The organism is Kitasatospora sp. NPDC059146 (assembly GCF_042786665.1).
In the GTDB taxonomy this organism is placed as follows: Bacteria; Actinomycetota; Actinomycetes; order Streptomycetales; family Streptomycetaceae; genus Kitasatospora.
This window is the reverse complement of record NZ_JBHZCY010000028.1, coordinates 1-17,461: the sequence shown is the minus strand read 5'-3', so window position 1 is coordinate 17,461 and position 17,461 is coordinate 1. Positions and strand designations below refer to the sequence as shown.

The following is a 17,461-nucleotide window of genomic DNA, read 5'->3' as shown; positions in this document are numbered from 1 at the left end:
CCCCCTCGTTCGTTCCCGTGGTCGCTTCGGACACGGGCGACGGTACGGGTGGGGAGGGGCGGAAACCGTCGTACCGGAGTGCCAAGTCCCGTCGTAGTACTCCGGTATGACGGTGTCCGGTGCCGCGGGTGCTTCGTGCTCCCGTCCGGGTCAGTGGCCGGGGGTGGGCTGTTCCGGGGTGAGGGAGTTGCCGGGCGGGATGTGGCCGCAGTCGGAGGGGGCGGGGCGGCCGGCGAAGCGGTCGCCCAGCCAGCCGACGGCCTGCGGGGCCCAGACGACGGGGACGCCGAAGTGGCTGAGGAGGTCGTACTGCTGGTACGCGACCGGAGCGGTGCCGGTCGCGCAGTACTGGCGGGCGAGGGCCCGGACGTCCCCGGCGACCGCCACGCCGTCGCCCGTGCCGATGCCGGGCGGGCTGGCGAAGGTGCCCTCCAGGAAGCCGCCGTTGCCCTGGGCGATGGAGCCGGGCACGGTCGGGGTGGGGGCCGAGCCGAGGTTGTTCCGGTTGACGGCCTCGACGAAGGGCGGCGCCGAGTTCGGGTCGGCGTACTGGGGCTTGACCAGCGCCTTCCAGGTCAGCCCGGGGTAGTGGCCCAGGGCGTCGACGATCGAGCCGTGCTCCAGCTGCTGGTAGACCGAGCGGCCGTAGTCGTTCAGGTAGGGCGTCAGGTCGCTGCCGAAGGAGCGCGAGGCCCCGATCACGGACAGCGGGGTGATGCCGCTCCACACCAGCGAGCCGTCCACGTACTTGAGGTTGTGCGCCGGGTCCACCAGCAGCCCGCCCTCGGTGTAGCCGACCAGCTTGGCGTTCACCTCGGGCGCGTAGCTCGGCGCGAGCGCGGCCGCCCAGCCGGTGGCGACGGCGCCGCCGGAGTAGCCCATCAGCCCGAAGCGGGTGTCGGGGCCCATGCCGGTCTCCGGGGAGCGGGTGGCGGCCCGGATGGAGTCCAGGGTGTTGGTCGCGTACTCCGGGCCGGCCGCGAGGTCGGCGTTCTGGCCCTCGGTGTCGGGGAGCACCACGTTGTAGCCCTGGGCGAGCAGCGGCACCAGGAAGAGCGCCTCGACGTTGGGGATCAGACCGCTGATGCTGACGTCGCCGGCCACCGCGCGGGAGGGGCCGTCCTTCGGGTCGAGCGAGTCGTAGAAGGACTGGTACGAGACGGCCTTGCTGCCGTCCCCGGCCAGGCTGCGCACCACGGTGGTGACGTTGGCGCTGGGGCGGCCCTGGGCGTCGGTGCTGCGGTAGAGCAGTTGGATCGCCGTCACCGGGGTGGGCAGCCCGAGCACGTGGTACGGCAGGGTCCGCGTCTTGAGCACGGTGCCCGGCGCGAGCGAGGCCAGTGGCGTGCTGCCGTCGTAGGCGTAGAAGGGGTCGCCCGCGGTGGCGGAGCGCGCGGCCGCGGCGGCCGGGCCTGCCGTGGCGGCCACGGCGGTGGCGGCCAGGGCGGCGGTGACGGCGGCGGCGAGCAGCCGGGACGTGCACGTGCGCATGGTTCCCCCGAGTCGTGGAATTCCTGGTGGTCCGTCGGAGAACGCGGGTTACCAACTGGTAGCCGGCGCCCCGGAGAACATCATGTCCATGACCCGTCACGCTGTCCCCGGGCCGGGTCACAAAGATTAACGACGCGGGTAGTGACCGGTCACAAGGCGACGGGTCACAAAGCGGCACACCGCGCGAACGCGTCGCCCGGGGTCAGCGGGTGGGCGGCGCGGCGGGCGCGGCCCGGTCCAGGATCGCCTCGACGATGCGCAGCAGGCGTTCGCCCGGCCGGTCGACGCTGCCGTTCTGCGTGCTGACCTGCGCGCCTTCGAGGAGGAAGGTGATCTCGGCCGCGGTCTGCTCCGGGTCGGGCAGCCCGGCCCGCGCGCACAGGTCGAGCAGCCGGCGGGCCTGGCGCTCCTTGTGCCGCTCGATCACCTGCCGTGCGGGGTGGGCGCGGTCGGGCAGTTCGGCGATGGAGTTGATGAAGGGGCAGCCCCGGTGCGAGACCGCCGGCAGCCCGTCGGCGATGAAGCGGGCCAGCCCGAGGATCTGCTCCCGGGGCCGGTCGGGGTGCTCGGCCTCGACCCGGTCGAACGCCGCCTGGTACTCGGCGGCGACGATCCGCAGCCACTCGGCGACCAGTTCGTCCTTGGTCTCGAAGTGACGGTAGATCGCCATCTTGGTGGTCTCGGCCTTCTCGGCGATCGCCTGGACGCCCACCCGCCGGATCCCCTCGCTGCGGAAGAGCTCCTCCGCGGCGTCGAGGATGCGTTCGCGGGGCGGCAGCTTGGCCACCCTGCTCGGTCGTCCGGCGGTCGCTGTCATGGCTGTTCGGGGCCTCCGGTCGCTCGCGGGTGCTCCGCCTCCCTGGCGTCCCGCACTTCCTGAACCTCCTGCTACGGTACCAGTCCGTTCCACGCGATACCGATCGGTATCGTTGAAGACTGGTCGGTATCGACATCGGTACCGGTCCCGGATCCAGGAGTGACCCAGTGGACGTCACGGAGTACACGGCCTTCGACGCGGTCGGGCTCGCCGAACTGATCGCCCGGCGCCAGGTGAGCCCCGCCGAGGTGGAGGCCGCCGCGCGCGCGGCCGCACGGGCCGTCGGCCCGCGGCTGAACGCCGTCGTGGAGACCTGGCCGGCCGACGACCGGCCCCGCCCCGGCGGCGCGCCGCTGGCCGGGGTGCCCTTCCTCGTCAAGGACCTCGGGGTCACCATGGCCGGGCGGCGCACCGAGCTCGGCAGCCGCCTCGCCGCCGGGAACGTCGCTGCCGAGGACTCGACCCTGATGGCGCGCTTCCGCGCCGCCGGCCTCGTGACCTTCGGACGCACCGCGACCCCGGAACTGGCCTACAGCACCACCACCGAACCCGTGCTGTACGGCCCGACCCGCAACCCGTGGGACCCCACCCGCAGCGCCGGCGGCTCCAGCGGGGGCGCGGGCGCGGCGGTCGCCGCCGGGATCGTGCCGATCGCGCACGCCACCGACGCGGCGGGCTCGATCCGCGTCCCCGCCGCCTACAACGGCCTGTTCGGGATGAAGCCGACCCGCGGCCGCATCCCCGTCGGCCCCGCCGTCGACGAGATCTTCAACGGCCTGGCCGTGCACGGCAGCGTCAGCCGCACCGTGCGCGACAGCGCGGTCCTGCTCGACCTGGTGGGCGGCCCGGAGGCGGGCGACCCCTACGTCGCCCCGCAGCCGGAGCGGCCGTACGCGCAGGAGGTCCGCCGGGATCCGGGCTCCCTGCGGATCGGCGTCCTCGCCCAGGCCTGGGGCGGGCGGCGCACCACGGCGCCCGTCCTCGACGCGCTGTCGCGCACCGTGCGCCTGCTGGAGTCGCTCGGCCACCGGGTGGAGCAGGCCGAGGCCGAACTCGGCGTCGGCTGGGAGGAGTTCGTCCTGGCCAACGCCCGGCAGTGGACGGCGAACCTCACCGTCATGGTGGACGAGCTGGCCGCCGCCACCGGCCGGCCCGTCGACTTCTCGACCCTGGAGGCGCCGATCCTGGCCAGCTACCACTACGGGCGGCGGGTCACCGGCCCCGAGCTCGTGACCGCCCTGGCCGTCCGCAACCAGGTCTCCCGCAGCCTGGCACGGTACTTCGCCGCGTACGACGTGCTGCTCACCCCGACCGTGCCGGACCTGCCGGTGCCCCTGGGCACCCACGGCCGGGGCGCGGAGGCCCTGGACGGCCTCGGCTGGCTGCGCCGGATCCTCGACCACTCCCCCTTCACCGCGGCGTTCAACGTGGCGGGCACGCCCGCCATGTCGGTGCCGGTGACGGCCGACCCCGGCACCGGGCTGCCGGTCGGCATGCAGTTCGCCGCCGGGTACGGGCGCGAGGGGCTGCTCTTCCGGCTCGCCGGGCAGCTCGAACAGGCCTGCCCGTGGTCGGACCGCACTCCCCCGGTGTGGGCGGGCGAGCGCCCGGGCCGCTGAGGGCCCGCGGTGGCCGGCCCGGAGTACGGCCGGCCGCCGCGGTGCCCGCCTGGGAGTTACAGGCTGTGGGTGAGGTGGTCGGTCAGGAGGCGGGTGAACCGGGCCGGGTCGGGCAGGTCGCCGCCCTCGGCGAGCAGGGCGCTGCCGTGGACGAGTTCGGCGATGTCGGTGAGGACCGGGTCGTCGGACTTCGCCCCGTGGGCCCGGTGCAGGGCGGTGATCAGGGGGTGGGTGGGGTTGAGCTCCAGGATCCGCTTCACGGTGGGGAGTTCCTGGCCCATGGCCCGGTACATCTTCTCCAGGGTGGGGGTCAGGTCGTGGGCATCGCCGACCAGGCAGGCGGCGGAGGTGGTGAGCCGGGTGGAGAGGCGGACCTGCTTGACGTGCTCGGCCAGGGTGGCCTGCAGCCAGGTGAGGAGGGCGGCGAAGTCCTCCTCGCGCCGGGCCTTCTGCGCCTTCGCCTCGTCGTCGCCGTCGGTGTCGGCGTCGTCGCCGAGGTCGACCTGGCCCTTGGCGATGGACTGGAAGCGGTGGCCCTCGAAGGCGGGGACCTGGTCGGTCCAGACCTCGTCGACGGGGTCGGTGAGGATCAGGACCTCGTAGCCCTTGGCGGTGAAGGCCTCCATGTGCGGGGAGTTCTCCACCATCTGGCGGTTCTCGCCGGTCAGGTAGTAGATGGTGTCCTGGCCGTCCTTCATCCGCGCGACGTACTCGCGCAGCGTGGTCGGCTTCTGCGCGTCGTGGGTGGAGGCGGCCGAGACCAGGGGCAGCAGCGCGTCGGTGTTGTCGCGGTCCTCCAGCAGGCCTTCCTTGATCACCCGGCCGAACTGCTCCCACGCCGTGGCGTAGGCCTCGGGGTTGGCGGCCTGCATGTCCTTGAAGGCGGTGAGGACCTTCTTGACGAGCCGCCGGCGGACCGCGGTGATCTGGCGGTCGTGCTGCAGGATCTCGCGGGAGACGTTCAGCGACAGGTCGTGGGCGTCGACCACGCCCTTGACGAAGCGCAGGTAGTTCGGCATGAGCGCGTCGCAGTCGTCCATGATGAACACGCGCTTGACGTACAGCTGCACGCCTCGCTTGGTGTCGCGGGAGAACAGGTCGAACGGGGCGTGGGCGGGGATGAACAGCAGCGCCTCGTACTCGAAGGTGCCCTCGGCGCGCATGTGGACGGTCTCGGCCGGGGGCTGCCAGTCGTGGCTGATCTGCTGGTAGAACTCGTGGTACTCGGCCTCGGTCACCTCGCTGCGGGGGCGGGCCCACAGGGCCTTCATCGAGTTCAGCGTCTCGAACGCGTCGGCGGGTTCGGCGCCGTCCACGGTCTCGGCCTCGGTCTCGGTCTCGGCACCGTCCGCGGCGGCGTCCGCGGCGGCGGGTTCGGCGGCCATGCGGATGGGCCAGCGGATGAAGTCCGAGTACTGCTTGACGATCTGGCGGATCTTCCACCCCGCCAGGTAGTCGCCGAGGCCGTCCTCGCCGTCGGCCGGCTTGAGGTGCAGCGTCACCGAGGTGCCCGCCGGCAGGCCGTCGGCCGGCGCGATCGTGTAGGTGCCCTCGCCGTCGGACTCCCACACGGTGCCCTGCTCGGTGCCGGCGCGGCGGGTGTGCAGGGTGACCTTGTCGGCGACCATGAACGCCGAGTAGAAGCCGACGCCGAACTGGCCGATCAGGTTCTGGGCCGCCTCCGCGTCCTTGGCCTCCTTGATCCTGGCCAGCAGGCCGGCGGTGCCGGACTTCGCGATGGTGCCGATCAGGTCGACGACGTCCTCGCGGGTCATGCCGATGCCGTTGTCCCGCACCGTCAGGGTCCGGGCCTGCCGGTCGACCTCCAGGGTGATGTGCAGGTCGGAGGTGTCGGCCGCGAGGTCGGTGTCGGTGAGGGATTCCAGACGGAGCTTGTCGAGGGCGTCGGAGGCGTTGGAGATCAGCTCGCGCAGGAAGATGTCCTTGTTCGAGTAGATCGAGTGGATCACCAGCTGCAGCAGCTGGCGGGTCTCCGCCTGGAACTCGAGCGTCTCGGTCGGGCTGGCCACGAGGGGTCTCTCCTTCATGTTCGTACGCGTGTGGTGACCGGCCAAGGATACGGAGGACCTCGCACGGCCCACCTGCCGTTTCCGGCACATCGACAGTCAAATGACCGATGCCACGGGTGCGCCGCTCCGAGAACAGTGGGGGCACGGCCCGAGCGGACAGCTCGGATCGCATGCTCGGAAACGCTCATCGAATGCTTGGAGCCACCCCATGAAGTCTCTGTCGGGCAAGCTGCCCAAGACGGTCGCCGTCCTCGGCCTCGCCGTGTCCGCGCTGACCGCCGTCGCGGCCACTCCGGCCTCGGCGGGCACCGCCGCCACCGCGGGCTGCACCCGGCCGCTGCGTTTCTACGACGTCGAGGTCCAGGTGGACAACTGCTCGGACGGCTGGGTCTGGATGTCCACCGGCACCCGCTTCAACGGGGCCAGCGCCTTCGTGAAGACCGCCTCCGGCGAGGTCCACGAGTTCCAGCTGGCGAAGAACCAGGCCAGCGCGATCAAGTACCACACCCGTCTCACCAGCGTCTACGTCTGCGGCAACGACTCCGTCGGCTGGTTCCCCCCGGTCCCCTTCCGTCGCTGCTCGTCGCAGGTCGGCCTGTGACGGCGTCGCCCGGGTGACAGCCGTCGCCCCGGTGACACCGGAGCGGTCCGCCCACGGAAGGGGCGGGCCGCTCCTCGGCTTTCCGCGCGGCGCCGGCCCGGGTTCAGCCGCGCTGCACGGTGACGCGGTCCACGGCCGTGCCGTCCTCGGTGACGGACCGCACCTCCATCCGGGCCGGCGCGCCGCCCACGGCGGGCGTCACGTCGACCGCCACCAGGCAGTAGCCGGTGTAACGGACCCTGGACCAGGTGACCTTGACGGTCTGCTCGTGGCCGCTCCGGTCGGAGACCACCATCGGGACCGGGGCGTCGTTCCTGGTCTCGTGCCCGAGGTAGGTGTCGGAGGCCGGGAACTTGTAGAGCCCGCCGCCACCGCCGCCCGCGACGACGTAGGTGGTGCCGTCCTTCACCGGGTTGACGGTGTCGCCGGAGGCGGCCTTGCGGGTGGCCTTGCCCGCGCGGATCGGGTCGGTCCGCTCGTAGACGTGGTTGTGGCCGCTGAGCACCAGGTCCACCTGGTACTTGTCGAACAGCGGGGCCCAGTCCTGCTGCGCGCCGAGTTCGGCCCCGTTGTCGTGGCAGGTGGAGTACGTGCACTGGTGCAGGTAGACGACGATGAAGTCGATGCCGGGGTCGGCGCGCAGGGCGGCGAGCCGGGCCTCCAGCCACTTCTTCTGCCGGCCCTTGGTGTGGTCGAGGTTGGCGGGGGTGTTGAAGCAGACGTCGTTGCCGTCGAGGCTGATCAGGCCGACGTTCTGGTAGCGCCAGGAGTAGATGCCCGTCGACTGGTCCCAGGCGTTGTCGGGCATCGTGAACCGGGCGCGGACGCCGCCGTAGCCGTCGCCGCCGTACCAGGGCTCCATCTCGTGGTTGCCGACCGCCACCATCCACGGGGTCCGGGCGGCGACGGGGTCGTTCTGCACGAAGAAGGAGTCCCACAGGCGGGCGTCGTACGCGTCGTCGGTCTTGCCGCTGCCGCCGCTGTTGGCGTACGAGAGGTCGCCCATGTGGAGGTGGAAGGCGGGGTCGAGGCCGGCGATCAGGTGGGCGGTGGCGGCGGCGTTGTAGCCGATGCCCTGGTCGCCGAAGGCCGTGAAGGTGAAGCCGGCGCCGCGTCCGGGGGCGGGTGCGGTGCGGAAGCTCGCCACGTCGCCGAGCCGGCCGGCCGGATCGTGGCCCTGGTGGCCGACGGCGTAGTAGTAGGTGGTGTCCGGGACCAGCTGGTCCACCCGCGCGTGCAGGTAGTACTGGGTGACGGTGGTGGGTTTGACCAGCGGCTGGTCCTCGACCGGGTGCTGCCAGGCGAGTTTGCTGACCAGGGTGCGGACCTCGGCGGGGACCGGCGCGCCGAGGTCGCCGGGCTGCAGGCCGATCCGGACGAAGGGGGCGGTCACCGCGTCCGGCACCTGCCAGGAGACGACGACCTGGCGGGACGGGTCGGCCCCGTAGGCGAGGTGCCGGCCGAAGGGCCGCAGCGCGGACCCGGCGGTGCGCTCGCCGCGGGGCGACGGCAGGGTGGGGCTGCCGGGGGTGGGGGTGTCGAGGACGGGGGTGTCGAGGACGGGGGGGTGCGGGGCGGCGGCCCGGGCGGCGCCGGGCAGCAGGAGGCCGCCGGTGAAGGCCGCTCCGCCCGCCGCGCCGACGCGTAGGAGGGAGCGCCGGGAGTACCGGGGGTGCCGTGGTGTCTCGGACATGACATCAAGTTAGGAAACTTCCCTAACATCTGACAAGAGGACGGACGACACCGGAGTCAGGCCCAGGGCGGGCGCGGGCCCAGGGCGCGGGCTCAGGACGCGGGCTCAGGACGCGGCGCTGTCGTTCAGGTGGTCGAGGGCGTGGGCGATGAGGGGCTCGTGCCGGTGGACGGTGAGCTTGTCGCGGTAGCCACGGGCCAGGCCCGGCGCAAGCACGCCGGTGAGGTCGAGGGCGCGGTGCGCCAGTGCGGCGGCGACGTCGAGTTCCCCGAGGGCCAGGTGGGTGTCGACCGCGTACAGCAGGAACAGCGCGGTGTGCGGGTGGTGGGCGGTGTCCTGCGGCAGGAGCAGGGTGTCGGCGAAGGCCCGGAAGTACGGTGCGGCCCCGCGGGGTCTGCCCAGGTACCACAGCACGCCGCCCCGGGTGATCGACAGGCGCTGGTGGATGCCGGGGTCGAGCGAGGGGTCGGCGGGCGCGTCCGCCATGCACTGCCCGGCGTGGTCCAGTGCGGCCTCGGCCGCGCTCGCGTGGCCGAGTTGGGCCGTCGCGGTGGCGTCGAAGCAGTGCAGCGTCGCCTCCGCCGCCGGGCTGCGGGGGCCGGCGGCGCGGGCGGCGCGGATGAGGGTGACGGCGCCCTCCGCCGCACCGGCGACCAGCTGGTGGAGGGTCAGCTGCGACATGGCCCGCGCGGCGAGTGCCGGCTCACCGGCCGCGGCGGCGGCCCGGACCGCGGCGAGGCCGTGCCGCTCGGCCCGCGCGTCCTCGCCGAGGGCGAGGCTGAACCACCCGCAGAGCAGGGACGTGCGGGCGGCCAGCGCGAACAGGCGCCGCACCGACGGGTGTACCGACGACAGGTGTGCCGACGACGGGTCCGACGCCGGTGCGCCGGGGTGCCCGGCGCGGGTGAGCAGGGAGACGACCAGGCGGTGCTCGGCGTGCGCCGCCGCGTACAGGACGGCGGGCGACAGCCCGGTGGCGTTCTCGTGGCCCTCCAGGGCGCCGGTGCGCGCCTCGATCCCCGCGACACGGCCGGTCAGCGCCCCGAGGTCCGCCCCCGGCGCCGCCTCCACCCGGGTCAGGCGCAGGCGCTCCAGCGCACCGCGCAGCTGGCCCGTCAGTGCCGCGCCGCTCAGGACCGGTGCCGGCGCCCGGGCCGGGGTCTCCTCGGGCGGCAGCGCCGTACCGGCCAGGACGGTCACGGCGCCCTCGTCGGTGTGGGGCTGTTCCAGCAGGGCCGCGTCCCGGGTGGCGAGGTGCGCCCAGAACGGCCAGCCCAGACGGCGGACCTCCCAGGCCGCCACGCCGTGCAGGTGCGCCATCGCCAGCTGCGCGGTGAACTCGGGGGCGATCCGCCCCGACTCCCAGCGGGACACCTTCTCCCGGCGGGCGGCCATCCGCCCCAGGCCGAGCTCGTCGTGGGTGCGGGCGACGAGGCGGGCGTACTCGGGCTGCGACAGGCCCAGCGCCGCCCGCAGCGAGGTGAGGGGATGCGTCATGGGATGTCCTGGTCCTGCCGTGCTCGGGGGGAAGGGCCAGATCGTACGAACGCCCCGCGACACGGGCCAAGCGAGGAGGCACACCGGGGCACACCGGGACCGCTGGGACCAGCCGGGATCAGCGCCCTTCCGGGCGGGGGGTGCGGAAGACACGGGCCAGGTGGGCGGTCAGGCCCTCGGCCGTGGGCGGGTACAGGCGGGTGCCCAGGTAGCCGTCCGGGCGGACGACGAACGCCGTCGGGCCCGCCTGGGTGGCGTAGGCGCGGGCGAACTCGCCGCGGGTGTCGCGGTACACCGGGAGCCGCGTCCCGCCGGCGGGCGGCCGTGCGCCGTCGGCGAGGATCACGTAGGAGGTGAGCTGATGACCAGTCAGTTCGGTTGCGAGGGAGGAGAGTTCGTCGAATCCTCCGGTCGACTCCCGGTCGGTGCCGTACAGCAGCAGCACGTGTTCGCCGCCCCGCAGCACGTCGTACAGGCGCTGCGGGTAGGTGGCGATCTCGCCGGTCAGGCCGGTGCAGTCGGGGGCCCGGTCGCCGGGGCGGGGGGCGGGCCCGGCACCGCTGTCGCCGTCGGCGCCGTCGGCGTCCGGGGGGCCGACGATCGGGCTGTCGCGGTAGCCGACGAGCAGTTGGGCCTCGCGCAGCAGCAGGGTCGCCGGGTCCTCCGGGTCGGCCTGGACGCCTTCGGCGGCGTGCCGGACGGTGCGGCCGACCACCTCCTCGCCGACCGGGCGGCGCTCGGCGTCGTAGCTCGCCAGGAGGCCCGGGCGGGCGGTGCCGCCGATCGTGAGGGCGAGCTTCCAGGCGAGGTTGTAGGCGTCCTGGATGCCGGTGTTCATGCCCTGCGCGCCGGTGGGCGGGTGGATGTGCGCGGCGTCCCCGGCGACCAGGACCCGGCCGTCCCCGTACCGGTCCACCAGCCGGTGGCTGATCCGGAAGACCGAGGACCAGCGCAGGGCCGAGGCGGTGGCCGGCCGCGGCGAGAGCCGGTCCAGGGCCGTCTGGACGTCGGACAGCGCCGGGCCCCGGCCGCCCTCCAGGCCGTGCGCGACGCCGGAAGCGGCAGGCGCGGCTGATTCGGCCGGGACGGCAGGCGCGGCTGAAGCGGCCGGGACGGCAGGCGCGGCTGAAGCGGCCGATTCGGCCGGTGCGGCCGGTGCGGCCGGTGCGGCCGACAGCTCGGGTGGCACCAGCATCGACATCCGGTAGCGGCCCCGGCCGGGCAGCGGGATGCAGACCAGCAGGTCGTCGACGCGGCCGTCCTCACCCCGGTGCAGGGCGCGCACGCCGTAGCCGGGCGGCAGGTCCCAGTCGACCTCGACGTCGGCGAGCATGTACTCCTCCGGGAACGCCCCGCCCCGGAAGCCGAGCCCGAGCCCCTTGCGGACGGTACTGTGCGCACCGTCGCAGCCGATCAGGTACCGGGAGCGGACCTCCTCCTGCCCCGCCGCGGTGACCAGGCGGCTGGTGACGCCGTCGTCGTCCTGGGTGAACGACACCAGTTCGCTGCGGCGCTCGATCCGGCCCCCGAGGCGGATCAGGTGCTCCTCCAGGATCCGCTCGGTCTCGTACTGGGGCAGCGCCGCGAAGCCGTACGGCACCTCGGGCGGCAGCGCCAGGTCGGTCCTCGGCTGCTCGGTGCCGTTCACGTAGCGCAGTTGCCCGCGCATCGGGACGGCGGCGTCGAGCGCGGCGCGCACCAGTCCCATCCGGTCCCAGATCTCCAGCGTGCGCGGCTGGACACCGACCGCCTTCGCGAACGGCAGCCGCTGCGGCAGCCGTTCGACGAGCCGGCAGCCGATCCCCCGCCTGCGCAGTTCCACGGCGGCGGTCAGGCCGACCGGTCCGGCGCCCACGACGAGTACGTCCACTGGAAACCTCCCGGCTGCGTCCCCGGTGCGTCCCCCCGGTCCACCTCCCAGGGTGGCGGGCCGGGCGGGTGACGGCGACCGCGCCGCGGCCCCGGCACCGGTCTCAGCACCTGGTCTCGGCCCCGGCCCGCCGGCCCTGGGCGCTCAGCCAGCGGCGGACGGCGAAGCGCAGCCGGCCGGGGGTGGGGCGGCCGGCGACGACCGCTTCGAAACGGCGGTGGTCACGGGCCGCCCGGAGCACCGCGAGGTCGTGGGTGCCGGGGGCGGGCGGGGCCGGTTCGGCGTGCTGGGCGGCTCGGTAGCTGTCCAGGAGGTGCTGGTGCAGTGCGTTCATGCGCCCACCGTGCACCCCGGCCGCCCCGCCGGTCCCGCCGATTGACGACCCCCGTCAAATGACGTGGTCAGCGGGCCGGGCACCATGGTGGGGTGAGCGTGACCATCGACATCACCGGACTGCCGCACGAGCGGATCGCCTTCCACCCCTCGCCGCTGGCCGAGCTCGGCAACGCGCTGCACGCGCTCGCCGAGCCCGCCCACCACCCCCGGCTGCACGCGTGGACGACGGCGACCTCCGGCACGCTCGAACCGGAACTGGCCGGCCGGATGCTGGAGGCCGACTTCATGTGGCGCTCCACGCGCTCCGACTTCCTGATCCCCGCCTGCCCCCGGCAGACCCTCGCCGAGGAGCTGGACGACCTCGACCGGATGCCGGACGAGAGGTTCGTCGGGGCGGCCCTGGAGATCTCCTGCAGCACCAACCACTACCCCAAGGGGCTGCCCTCGCCCCTGACCGACGCGTGGTCGCGGCGCCGCTCGCTCGACCTGGCGGCGGCCCGCGGCCCGCACCAGGCGGCGTTCGTCGAACGGATGCTCAACGACCCCACCGGGACCCGGGCGTGGATCCGGCGCCTCCTGGAGGACTGCGACCGGGCGTTCTTCGCCGACACCTGGCGCCGGGTCCGCGTCCAGCTCACCGCCGACGCCCAGCAGAAGACCGACCTGCTGCGCCGCAAGGGCCTGGCGGAGGCCCTCACGGCGGCGTCGCCGGCGCTGAGCCTGGAGGAGGACGAGCACGGCAGCCGCATCGTCGTCGACAAACTCGTGCACGGGCGCACCGACGCCCGCGACACCGCCGTCACCCTGCTGCCCAGCGTCTTCGGCTGGCCGCACCTGTTCACCCTGTACGGGCCGGGCTGGCAGCCGGTGATCCAGTACCCGGCCGCGGCCCACGAGATCGGCGGCGCCGAGCCCGTGGAGACGGTCAAGCTGCGCCTGGACGCGCTGACCCACCCGATGCGGATGAACCTGTGCCGCAACCTGGCGCGCGCCGCGTACTCGACGAACGAGCTGGCCGACGCGTACGGGCTCACCGCCCCCGAGATCTCCCGCCACCTCGCCGTCCTGCGCAAGGCCGGGCTCCTCGTCACCCGGCGCCGGGGCCGCTACGTCCTGCACCAGCTCGACATCTCCGTCGTGGCCCGGATCGGCAGCGACTTCCTGGAGTCGGTGCTGCGCTGAGGCCCGCCCGGCGAACTGCTCGGCGGTACGCGCAGAGTGCGCGGATCGAACGCGCGCGGGCTGTCAGCCCGTCGGGCCCGTGGCCGCGCGGGCCCGGAGGGCGTCGACGGCGAGGCGGGCGGCGGTGCCGATGGCGGCGTCGGCGGCGGGCAGGGTGATGGTGGTGGCCGCGGCGCGGGTGAAGACGGCGAGGGCGTAGCGGCCGCCGTCGGGGTACTCGACGACGCCGACCTCGTGGCGCAGCGTGGGGAGGGTGCCGGTCTTGCCGTGGACGCGGACGTCGTCGTAGGGGAAGCCGGAGGCCAGGCGGTGCGGCCAGACCTGGAGGCCGAGGAGGCGGCGCAGGGCGGCGCCGTGGTCGCCGGGGCAGGCGTCGCCGTGCCAGAGGGCGGCGAGCAGGGTGGTCATGTCGCGGGGGGTGCTGTGGTTGGTGAAGGCGGGGTCGAGGACTCTGAGGCGGGCGACGACGGCGGGGTCGACCGGGGAGTCCGGGCCGGTGTCCTCGGCGAGGGCGGCGCTGAGGTCGCGGAGTGTGTGGACGGCGACGGTGCGGGTGAGGCCGAGGTCGGCCATGGTGCGGTTGACGGCGTCGAGGCCGATCTCGTCCCACAGGGTGTCGGCGGCGGTGTTGTCGCTGACGGCGGCGGTGAGGTAGGCGAGGTCGCGCAGGGAGAGGCGGGCGGGGTCGAGCATGGCGGCGAGGCCGGTGCCGCCGGGGGTGCGGCCGGTGGCGGGGATCTCGACCTGTCGGGTGAGGTCGATCCGTCCGGCGGCGGCCTCGCGGTAGAGCGTCACGAGGAGGCAGAGCTTGTGGACGCTGGCGGTGCTGACGGCGGTGTCGGCGCCGAGGCCGATCTCGGCGCCGGTGTCGAGGTCGCGTGCGTGCAGCCGGCCGGTGACGCCGGCGTCGGCGAAGGCGGCGGTGATGCGGGTGCGCGCGGCGCGGCTGTGCGGGGTCCGGTCGGCGGCTGATCCGACGGCGGCCGTACGGTCGGCGGTCGGGCGCTCGGCTCCGGTGCGGTCGCTGGTCACAGCGGGAACTCCATTGCGGGCCGGGGGTAGAGCGGGCGGTGGGGCGGTGGGGGCAGCAGGCCGCCCGGTCCGGTCAGCGCCTCGTGGGCGGTGTGGGCGAACAGGCGGACGGCGGGCCCGCCCCGCCCGGCCGGCCAGGCCGTGGAGGTCCGCCAGGCCAGCGGGGTGCCGGTGAGCGGACGCCAGACTGTACCCGGTGGCGGCGCGGTGCGCGGCACCAGGGCGATGGCGCTGCCGGTGAGCACGAGCGCGCCCGCGACGTCGGGCCCCGGCGGGTCGACGACGGCCTCGGGGGTGCAGCCGTGCCTGGTCAGGGTGGTGAGCACCTCGTCGTACAGGGCCGGGGCGGTGGCGCGCGGGAAGAGCACCAGGCGCAGGCCGGTGAGGTCGGCCACCGCGAGCTCCGGGCGGTCGGCGTACGGGCTGCGGTCGGCGAGCAGGACGCCGAGCGGCTGGTGCAGGACGGGGCCGAAGGCCAGTCCGTCGGCCGGGCAGGGGTGGCGCACGACGGCGACGTCGACGGTGTGCTGGGCGAGTTCGCGCACCACGGCCGTGACGGGCACCTCGCGCAGTTCGAGCCGGGTGCCCGGGGAGGCGGCCTCGAAGCCGGTGAGCAGCGCGGCGAGGGTGGCCGGCCCGAGGTCGGGCGGGACGGCCGCGCGCAGGGTGCCGGCCCGTCCGCTGCGCAGGTCGGCGGCGGTGGCCAGGAGGCGGGCGGCGCTGTCCAGGGTCTCCTCGGCCTCGGCGAGCAGCAGCCGGCCCGCCGGGGTGAGGTCGACGCCGCGCGGGCCGCGGTCGAAGAGGGTGACGCCGAGTTCGCGTTCGAGGCGCTGGATCCGCTGGGAGAGCGAGGGCTGGGCGATCCGCAGGCGCTCGGCGGCGCGGCCGAAGTGCCGTTCCTCGGCGACGGCGCGAAAGTGGCGGAGGTGCCCCAGCAGGTCCATGGCCAGCCATCATAGGTGTTTTCTTATCGCCTCCTTCACGATTGCGGTCTTGGACTGGAGGGTCGGCGGCCTGGTTGGCTGAGCGCGACGGCGCGACCGCATCGGCGTGACCGTGACGGTACGAACCACCTGGGAGACCACTGATGACGTCCGACCTCCACCGCCCCCGCCGCCACCGTCCCCGCGTCGCGCTGCCCGCCGCGGCCCTGCTGGTGGCCGCGCTGGTCGGCGGGTGCGGCGGGGCGGGCGGCGCCTCGACGGCCTCCGGTACGGCGGCCTCCGCCGTGACGGCGGTACCGGTGGCCGGGGCGGCCCCGGCCGATGCGGCGGAGGCCTCCTTCGCGGCGCTGGAGCAGCGCTTCGGCGCCCGGCTCGGCGTGTTCGCGGTGGACACCGGCAGCGGCCGGGAGGTCGCCCACCGGGCCGACGAGCGGTTCGCGTACGCGTCCACGATCAAGTCGCTGGCCGCCGGGGCGCTGCTGCGGACGGCGTCCGACGCGGACCTGGACAAGGTCGTGTCCTACCGTCAGGAGGACGTGCTGGAGTGGGCGCCGGTCACCTCGCAGCACGTGGCCACCGGCATGAAGCTGCGGGACCTGGCCTCCGCCTCCATCCAGTACAGCGACAACACGGCGGCCAACCTGGTCGTCGCCGAACTCGGCGGCCCGGCGGCCGTCCAGAAGTCCCTGCGGGACCTGGGCGACTCGACCACCAGCGTCGACCGCACCGAGCCCACCCTGAACGAGGCCACCCCGGGCGACACCCGCGACACCAGCACGCCGCGGGTGTTCGCCGGCGACCTGCGCCGTTACGTGCTCGGCGACCTCCTCCCGCAGGACCGGCGCGCTCTGCTGACGGACTGGCTGGTCGGCAACACGACCGGCGGCCCGTACGTCCGCGCGGGGGTGCCCGCCGACTGGCGGATCGGCGACAAGACCGGCAACGCGGGCTACGGCACCCGCAACGACGCCGCGGTGGCGTGGCCGTCGGGCGGGCGCGCCCCGATCGTGATCGTCGTCCTGTCCGACCGCGGCAAGGCGGGCGCCAAGTCCGACGACGCCCTGCTCGCCGAGGCGACGAAGACCGTCGTCAACACCCTCGGCTGACGTGCGCAGGAACGTCCCTTCCCGACCGACCAGGAGCCCGACCGCGATGATCCGCCCCACCCGCCGCGCCGCGACGGAGGCCGACTACACCCGGCGCCGGCTCGCCCAGCTCGCCGTCCTCGGTATCGCCGCCGGGGCCGCGCCGGCCGCCCTGCCGGGCCCGGCCTCGGCCGCCACCGGAACGTCGGCGAAGGCACCGTCCGGCCCGCGCCCTGCGGCGAAGGCGCCGTCCGCCGCCTGCGCGCACGACGAGCGGGCGCGCCGCCTGGCCGGTGACGACCCCGTGCTGCGGGCCCTGGTGACGGCGCTGACACCCGGCTCCGCCCTCCCCCAGCTGCCCGCGCCCCCGCCCGTCAGACTGTTCGACAACCTCGTGCTGCTGAGCGCGGGCTGGGTCTCGGCGATGGCGGTGCTGACGGACGACGGCATCGTGCTGATCGACGCGCTCACCTCGCCCGCCGACGCCGAGGATCTCATCGTCCCCGGGCTGCGGGCCGTCGGCGCCGACCCGACGGCGATCCGGCACATCGTCGTGACCCACGGCCACCCGGACCACTTCGGCGGCGCGCAGACCCTCGCCGACCGCTACGGCGCCCGGGTGCACATGTCCGCGGCCGACTGGGACCTCCTGGCCCGCACCCGCCCTGCCGACGCCCCCGCCCGCGACCTCGACATCGCGGACGGCGCGCAGCTCACCCTCGGCGGCACGACGATCGAACTGCACCACACCCCGGGCCACACCCCCGGCACCGTCTCCCCGGTCATCCCGGTCCGGGCGGGGCGCCGGCACCACAGCGCGATGCTGTGGGGCGGTCTCAAGCCGCCCTCGACGGTCGCCGAGCTGCGCACCTTCCTCGCCTCCGTCCACTCCTTCCGGGCCGTCATGCGCCGGGCGAACGTGGAGGTCGAGCTCTCCAACCACCCGAACGACCACGGCCTGGAACGGGCCGAGCAGCTGCGGCACCAGCCGCCCGGGGCCGCCAACCCCTTCCTGCTCGGCGGCCCCCGCACCCAGCGGTACATGGCGGTCATGGACGCGATGCTGCGCGGCCGCATCGCCGAGAAGGAGGAGGCCGTCGGGGCGGCGGAGGCGGCCGGGACGGCGGAGGGGGTCGTCGGGGCGGCGGTGGCCCACGGCTGTTGTTAGCCGGCTAGGGCCTGTCCGGCGGATCTTGGCAGATCAGCGCGCGGCGTTGGGCGCCCGGCTGGGCGTGCGCCCGAGTCGGCCTCGTACTGGACGTAC

The 17,461-nt window shown here is 74.4% G+C and carries 14 protein-coding genes; 5 read left to right on the top strand and 9 right to left on the bottom strand.

The window, feature by feature from the left end; genetic code table 11:
- Positions 1-150: 150 nt before the first annotated feature.
- Both ACFXPX_RS15145 and ACFXPX_RS15140 read right to left on the bottom strand, forming a co-directional pair.
- The gene (locus ACFXPX_RS15145; RefSeq protein ID WP_380641470.1) at positions 151-1,491 is read right to left on the bottom strand and encodes a lipase family protein; all 1,341 of its coding nucleotides are present in this window, start codon (positions 1,489-1,491) and stop codon (positions 151-153) included.
- Positions 1,492-1,693: 202 nt separating this feature from the next.
- On the bottom strand, positions 1,694-2,308 hold the full coding sequence (locus ACFXPX_RS15140) for a TetR/AcrR family transcriptional regulator (protein WP_380641468.1): 615 nt from the start codon (positions 2,306-2,308) through the stop codon (positions 1,694-1,696).
- Between the two features lie 167 nt (positions 2,309-2,475).
- Here ACFXPX_RS15140 and ACFXPX_RS15135 point away from each other — a divergent pair, with 167 nt between their 5' ends.
- Positions 2,476-3,927 carry an amidase gene (locus ACFXPX_RS15135; protein ID WP_380641466.1) on the top strand — a complete coding sequence of 484 codons (1,452 nt, stop codon included), beginning with the start codon at positions 2,476-2,478 and terminating at the stop codon, positions 3,925-3,927.
- Positions 3,928-3,983: 56 nt separating this feature from the next.
- On the opposite strand, the gene htpG is transcribed toward ACFXPX_RS15135, so the two are convergent.
- The gene (htpG, locus tag ACFXPX_RS15130; protein WP_380641464.1) at positions 3,984-5,957 is read right to left on the bottom strand and encodes a molecular chaperone HtpG; all 1,974 of its coding nucleotides are present in this window, start codon (positions 5,955-5,957) and stop codon (positions 3,984-3,986) included.
- A 208-nt stretch (positions 5,958-6,165) separates the two neighbouring features.
- On the opposite strand from htpG, the gene ACFXPX_RS15125 reads away from it, so the two are divergent.
- Positions 6,166-6,558, top strand: coding sequence for a hypothetical protein (locus tag ACFXPX_RS15125; RefSeq protein ID WP_380532014.1), 393 nt, complete (start codon positions 6,166-6,168; stop codon positions 6,556-6,558).
- 103 nt (positions 6,559-6,661) lie between these two features.
- On the opposite strand, the gene ACFXPX_RS15120 is transcribed toward ACFXPX_RS15125, so the two are convergent.
- The 4 genes from ACFXPX_RS15120 to ACFXPX_RS15105 form a co-directional block, all read right to left on the bottom strand.
- Positions 6,662-8,251 (bottom strand): purple acid phosphatase family protein, encoded by a 1,590-nt coding sequence (locus ACFXPX_RS15120; RefSeq protein ID WP_380641462.1) that lies wholly within the window; start codon positions 8,249-8,251, stop codon positions 6,662-6,664.
- A 105-nt stretch (positions 8,252-8,356) separates the two neighbouring features.
- A complete protein-coding gene (locus ACFXPX_RS15115) occupies positions 8,357-9,748 on the bottom strand; it encodes a hypothetical protein (protein WP_380641460.1) in 1,392 nt (463 codons plus the stop codon).
- A 118-nt stretch (positions 9,749-9,866) separates the two neighbouring features.
- Complete coding sequence (locus ACFXPX_RS15110) at positions 9,867-11,618, bottom strand: FAD-dependent monooxygenase (RefSeq protein WP_380641458.1); 1,752 nt, start codon at positions 11,616-11,618, stop codon at positions 9,867-9,869.
- Between the two features lie 103 nt (positions 11,619-11,721).
- Positions 11,722-11,952, bottom strand: coding sequence for a hypothetical protein (locus tag ACFXPX_RS15105; RefSeq protein ID WP_375895023.1), 231 nt, complete (start codon positions 11,950-11,952; stop codon positions 11,722-11,724).
- 92 nt (positions 11,953-12,044) lie between these two features.
- Between ACFXPX_RS15105 and ACFXPX_RS15100 the strand changes: the two genes are divergently transcribed.
- A complete protein-coding gene (locus ACFXPX_RS15100) occupies positions 12,045-13,136 on the top strand; it encodes a DUF5937 family protein (protein ID WP_375895020.1) in 1,092 nt (363 codons plus the stop codon).
- A gap of 63 nt (positions 13,137-13,199) precedes the next feature.
- Here the strand turns inward: ACFXPX_RS15100 and ACFXPX_RS15095 are convergent, their stop codons facing one another.
- A complete protein-coding gene (locus tag ACFXPX_RS15095) occupies positions 13,200-14,063 on the bottom strand; it encodes a serine hydrolase (RefSeq protein WP_380532035.1) in 864 nt (287 codons plus the stop codon).
- A gap of 101 nt (positions 14,064-14,164) precedes the next feature.
- The gene (locus ACFXPX_RS15090) at positions 14,165-15,112 is read right to left on the bottom strand and encodes a LysR family transcriptional regulator (protein ID WP_375895017.1); all 948 of its coding nucleotides are present in this window, start codon (positions 15,110-15,112) and stop codon (positions 14,165-14,167) included.
- Positions 15,113-15,255: 143 nt separating this feature from the next.
- Between ACFXPX_RS15090 and bla the strand changes: the two genes are divergently transcribed.
- Entirely contained in the window at positions 15,256-16,218 is a 963-nt protein-coding gene (bla, locus tag ACFXPX_RS15085; RefSeq protein WP_380587447.1) for a class A beta-lactamase, read from the top strand.
- 46 nt (positions 16,219-16,264) lie between these two features.
- Complete coding sequence (locus ACFXPX_RS15080) at positions 16,265-17,365, top strand: MBL fold metallo-hydrolase (protein WP_380532032.1); 1,101 nt, start codon at positions 16,265-16,267, stop codon at positions 17,363-17,365.
- The last annotated feature ends 96 nt before the right edge of the window (positions 17,366-17,461 follow it).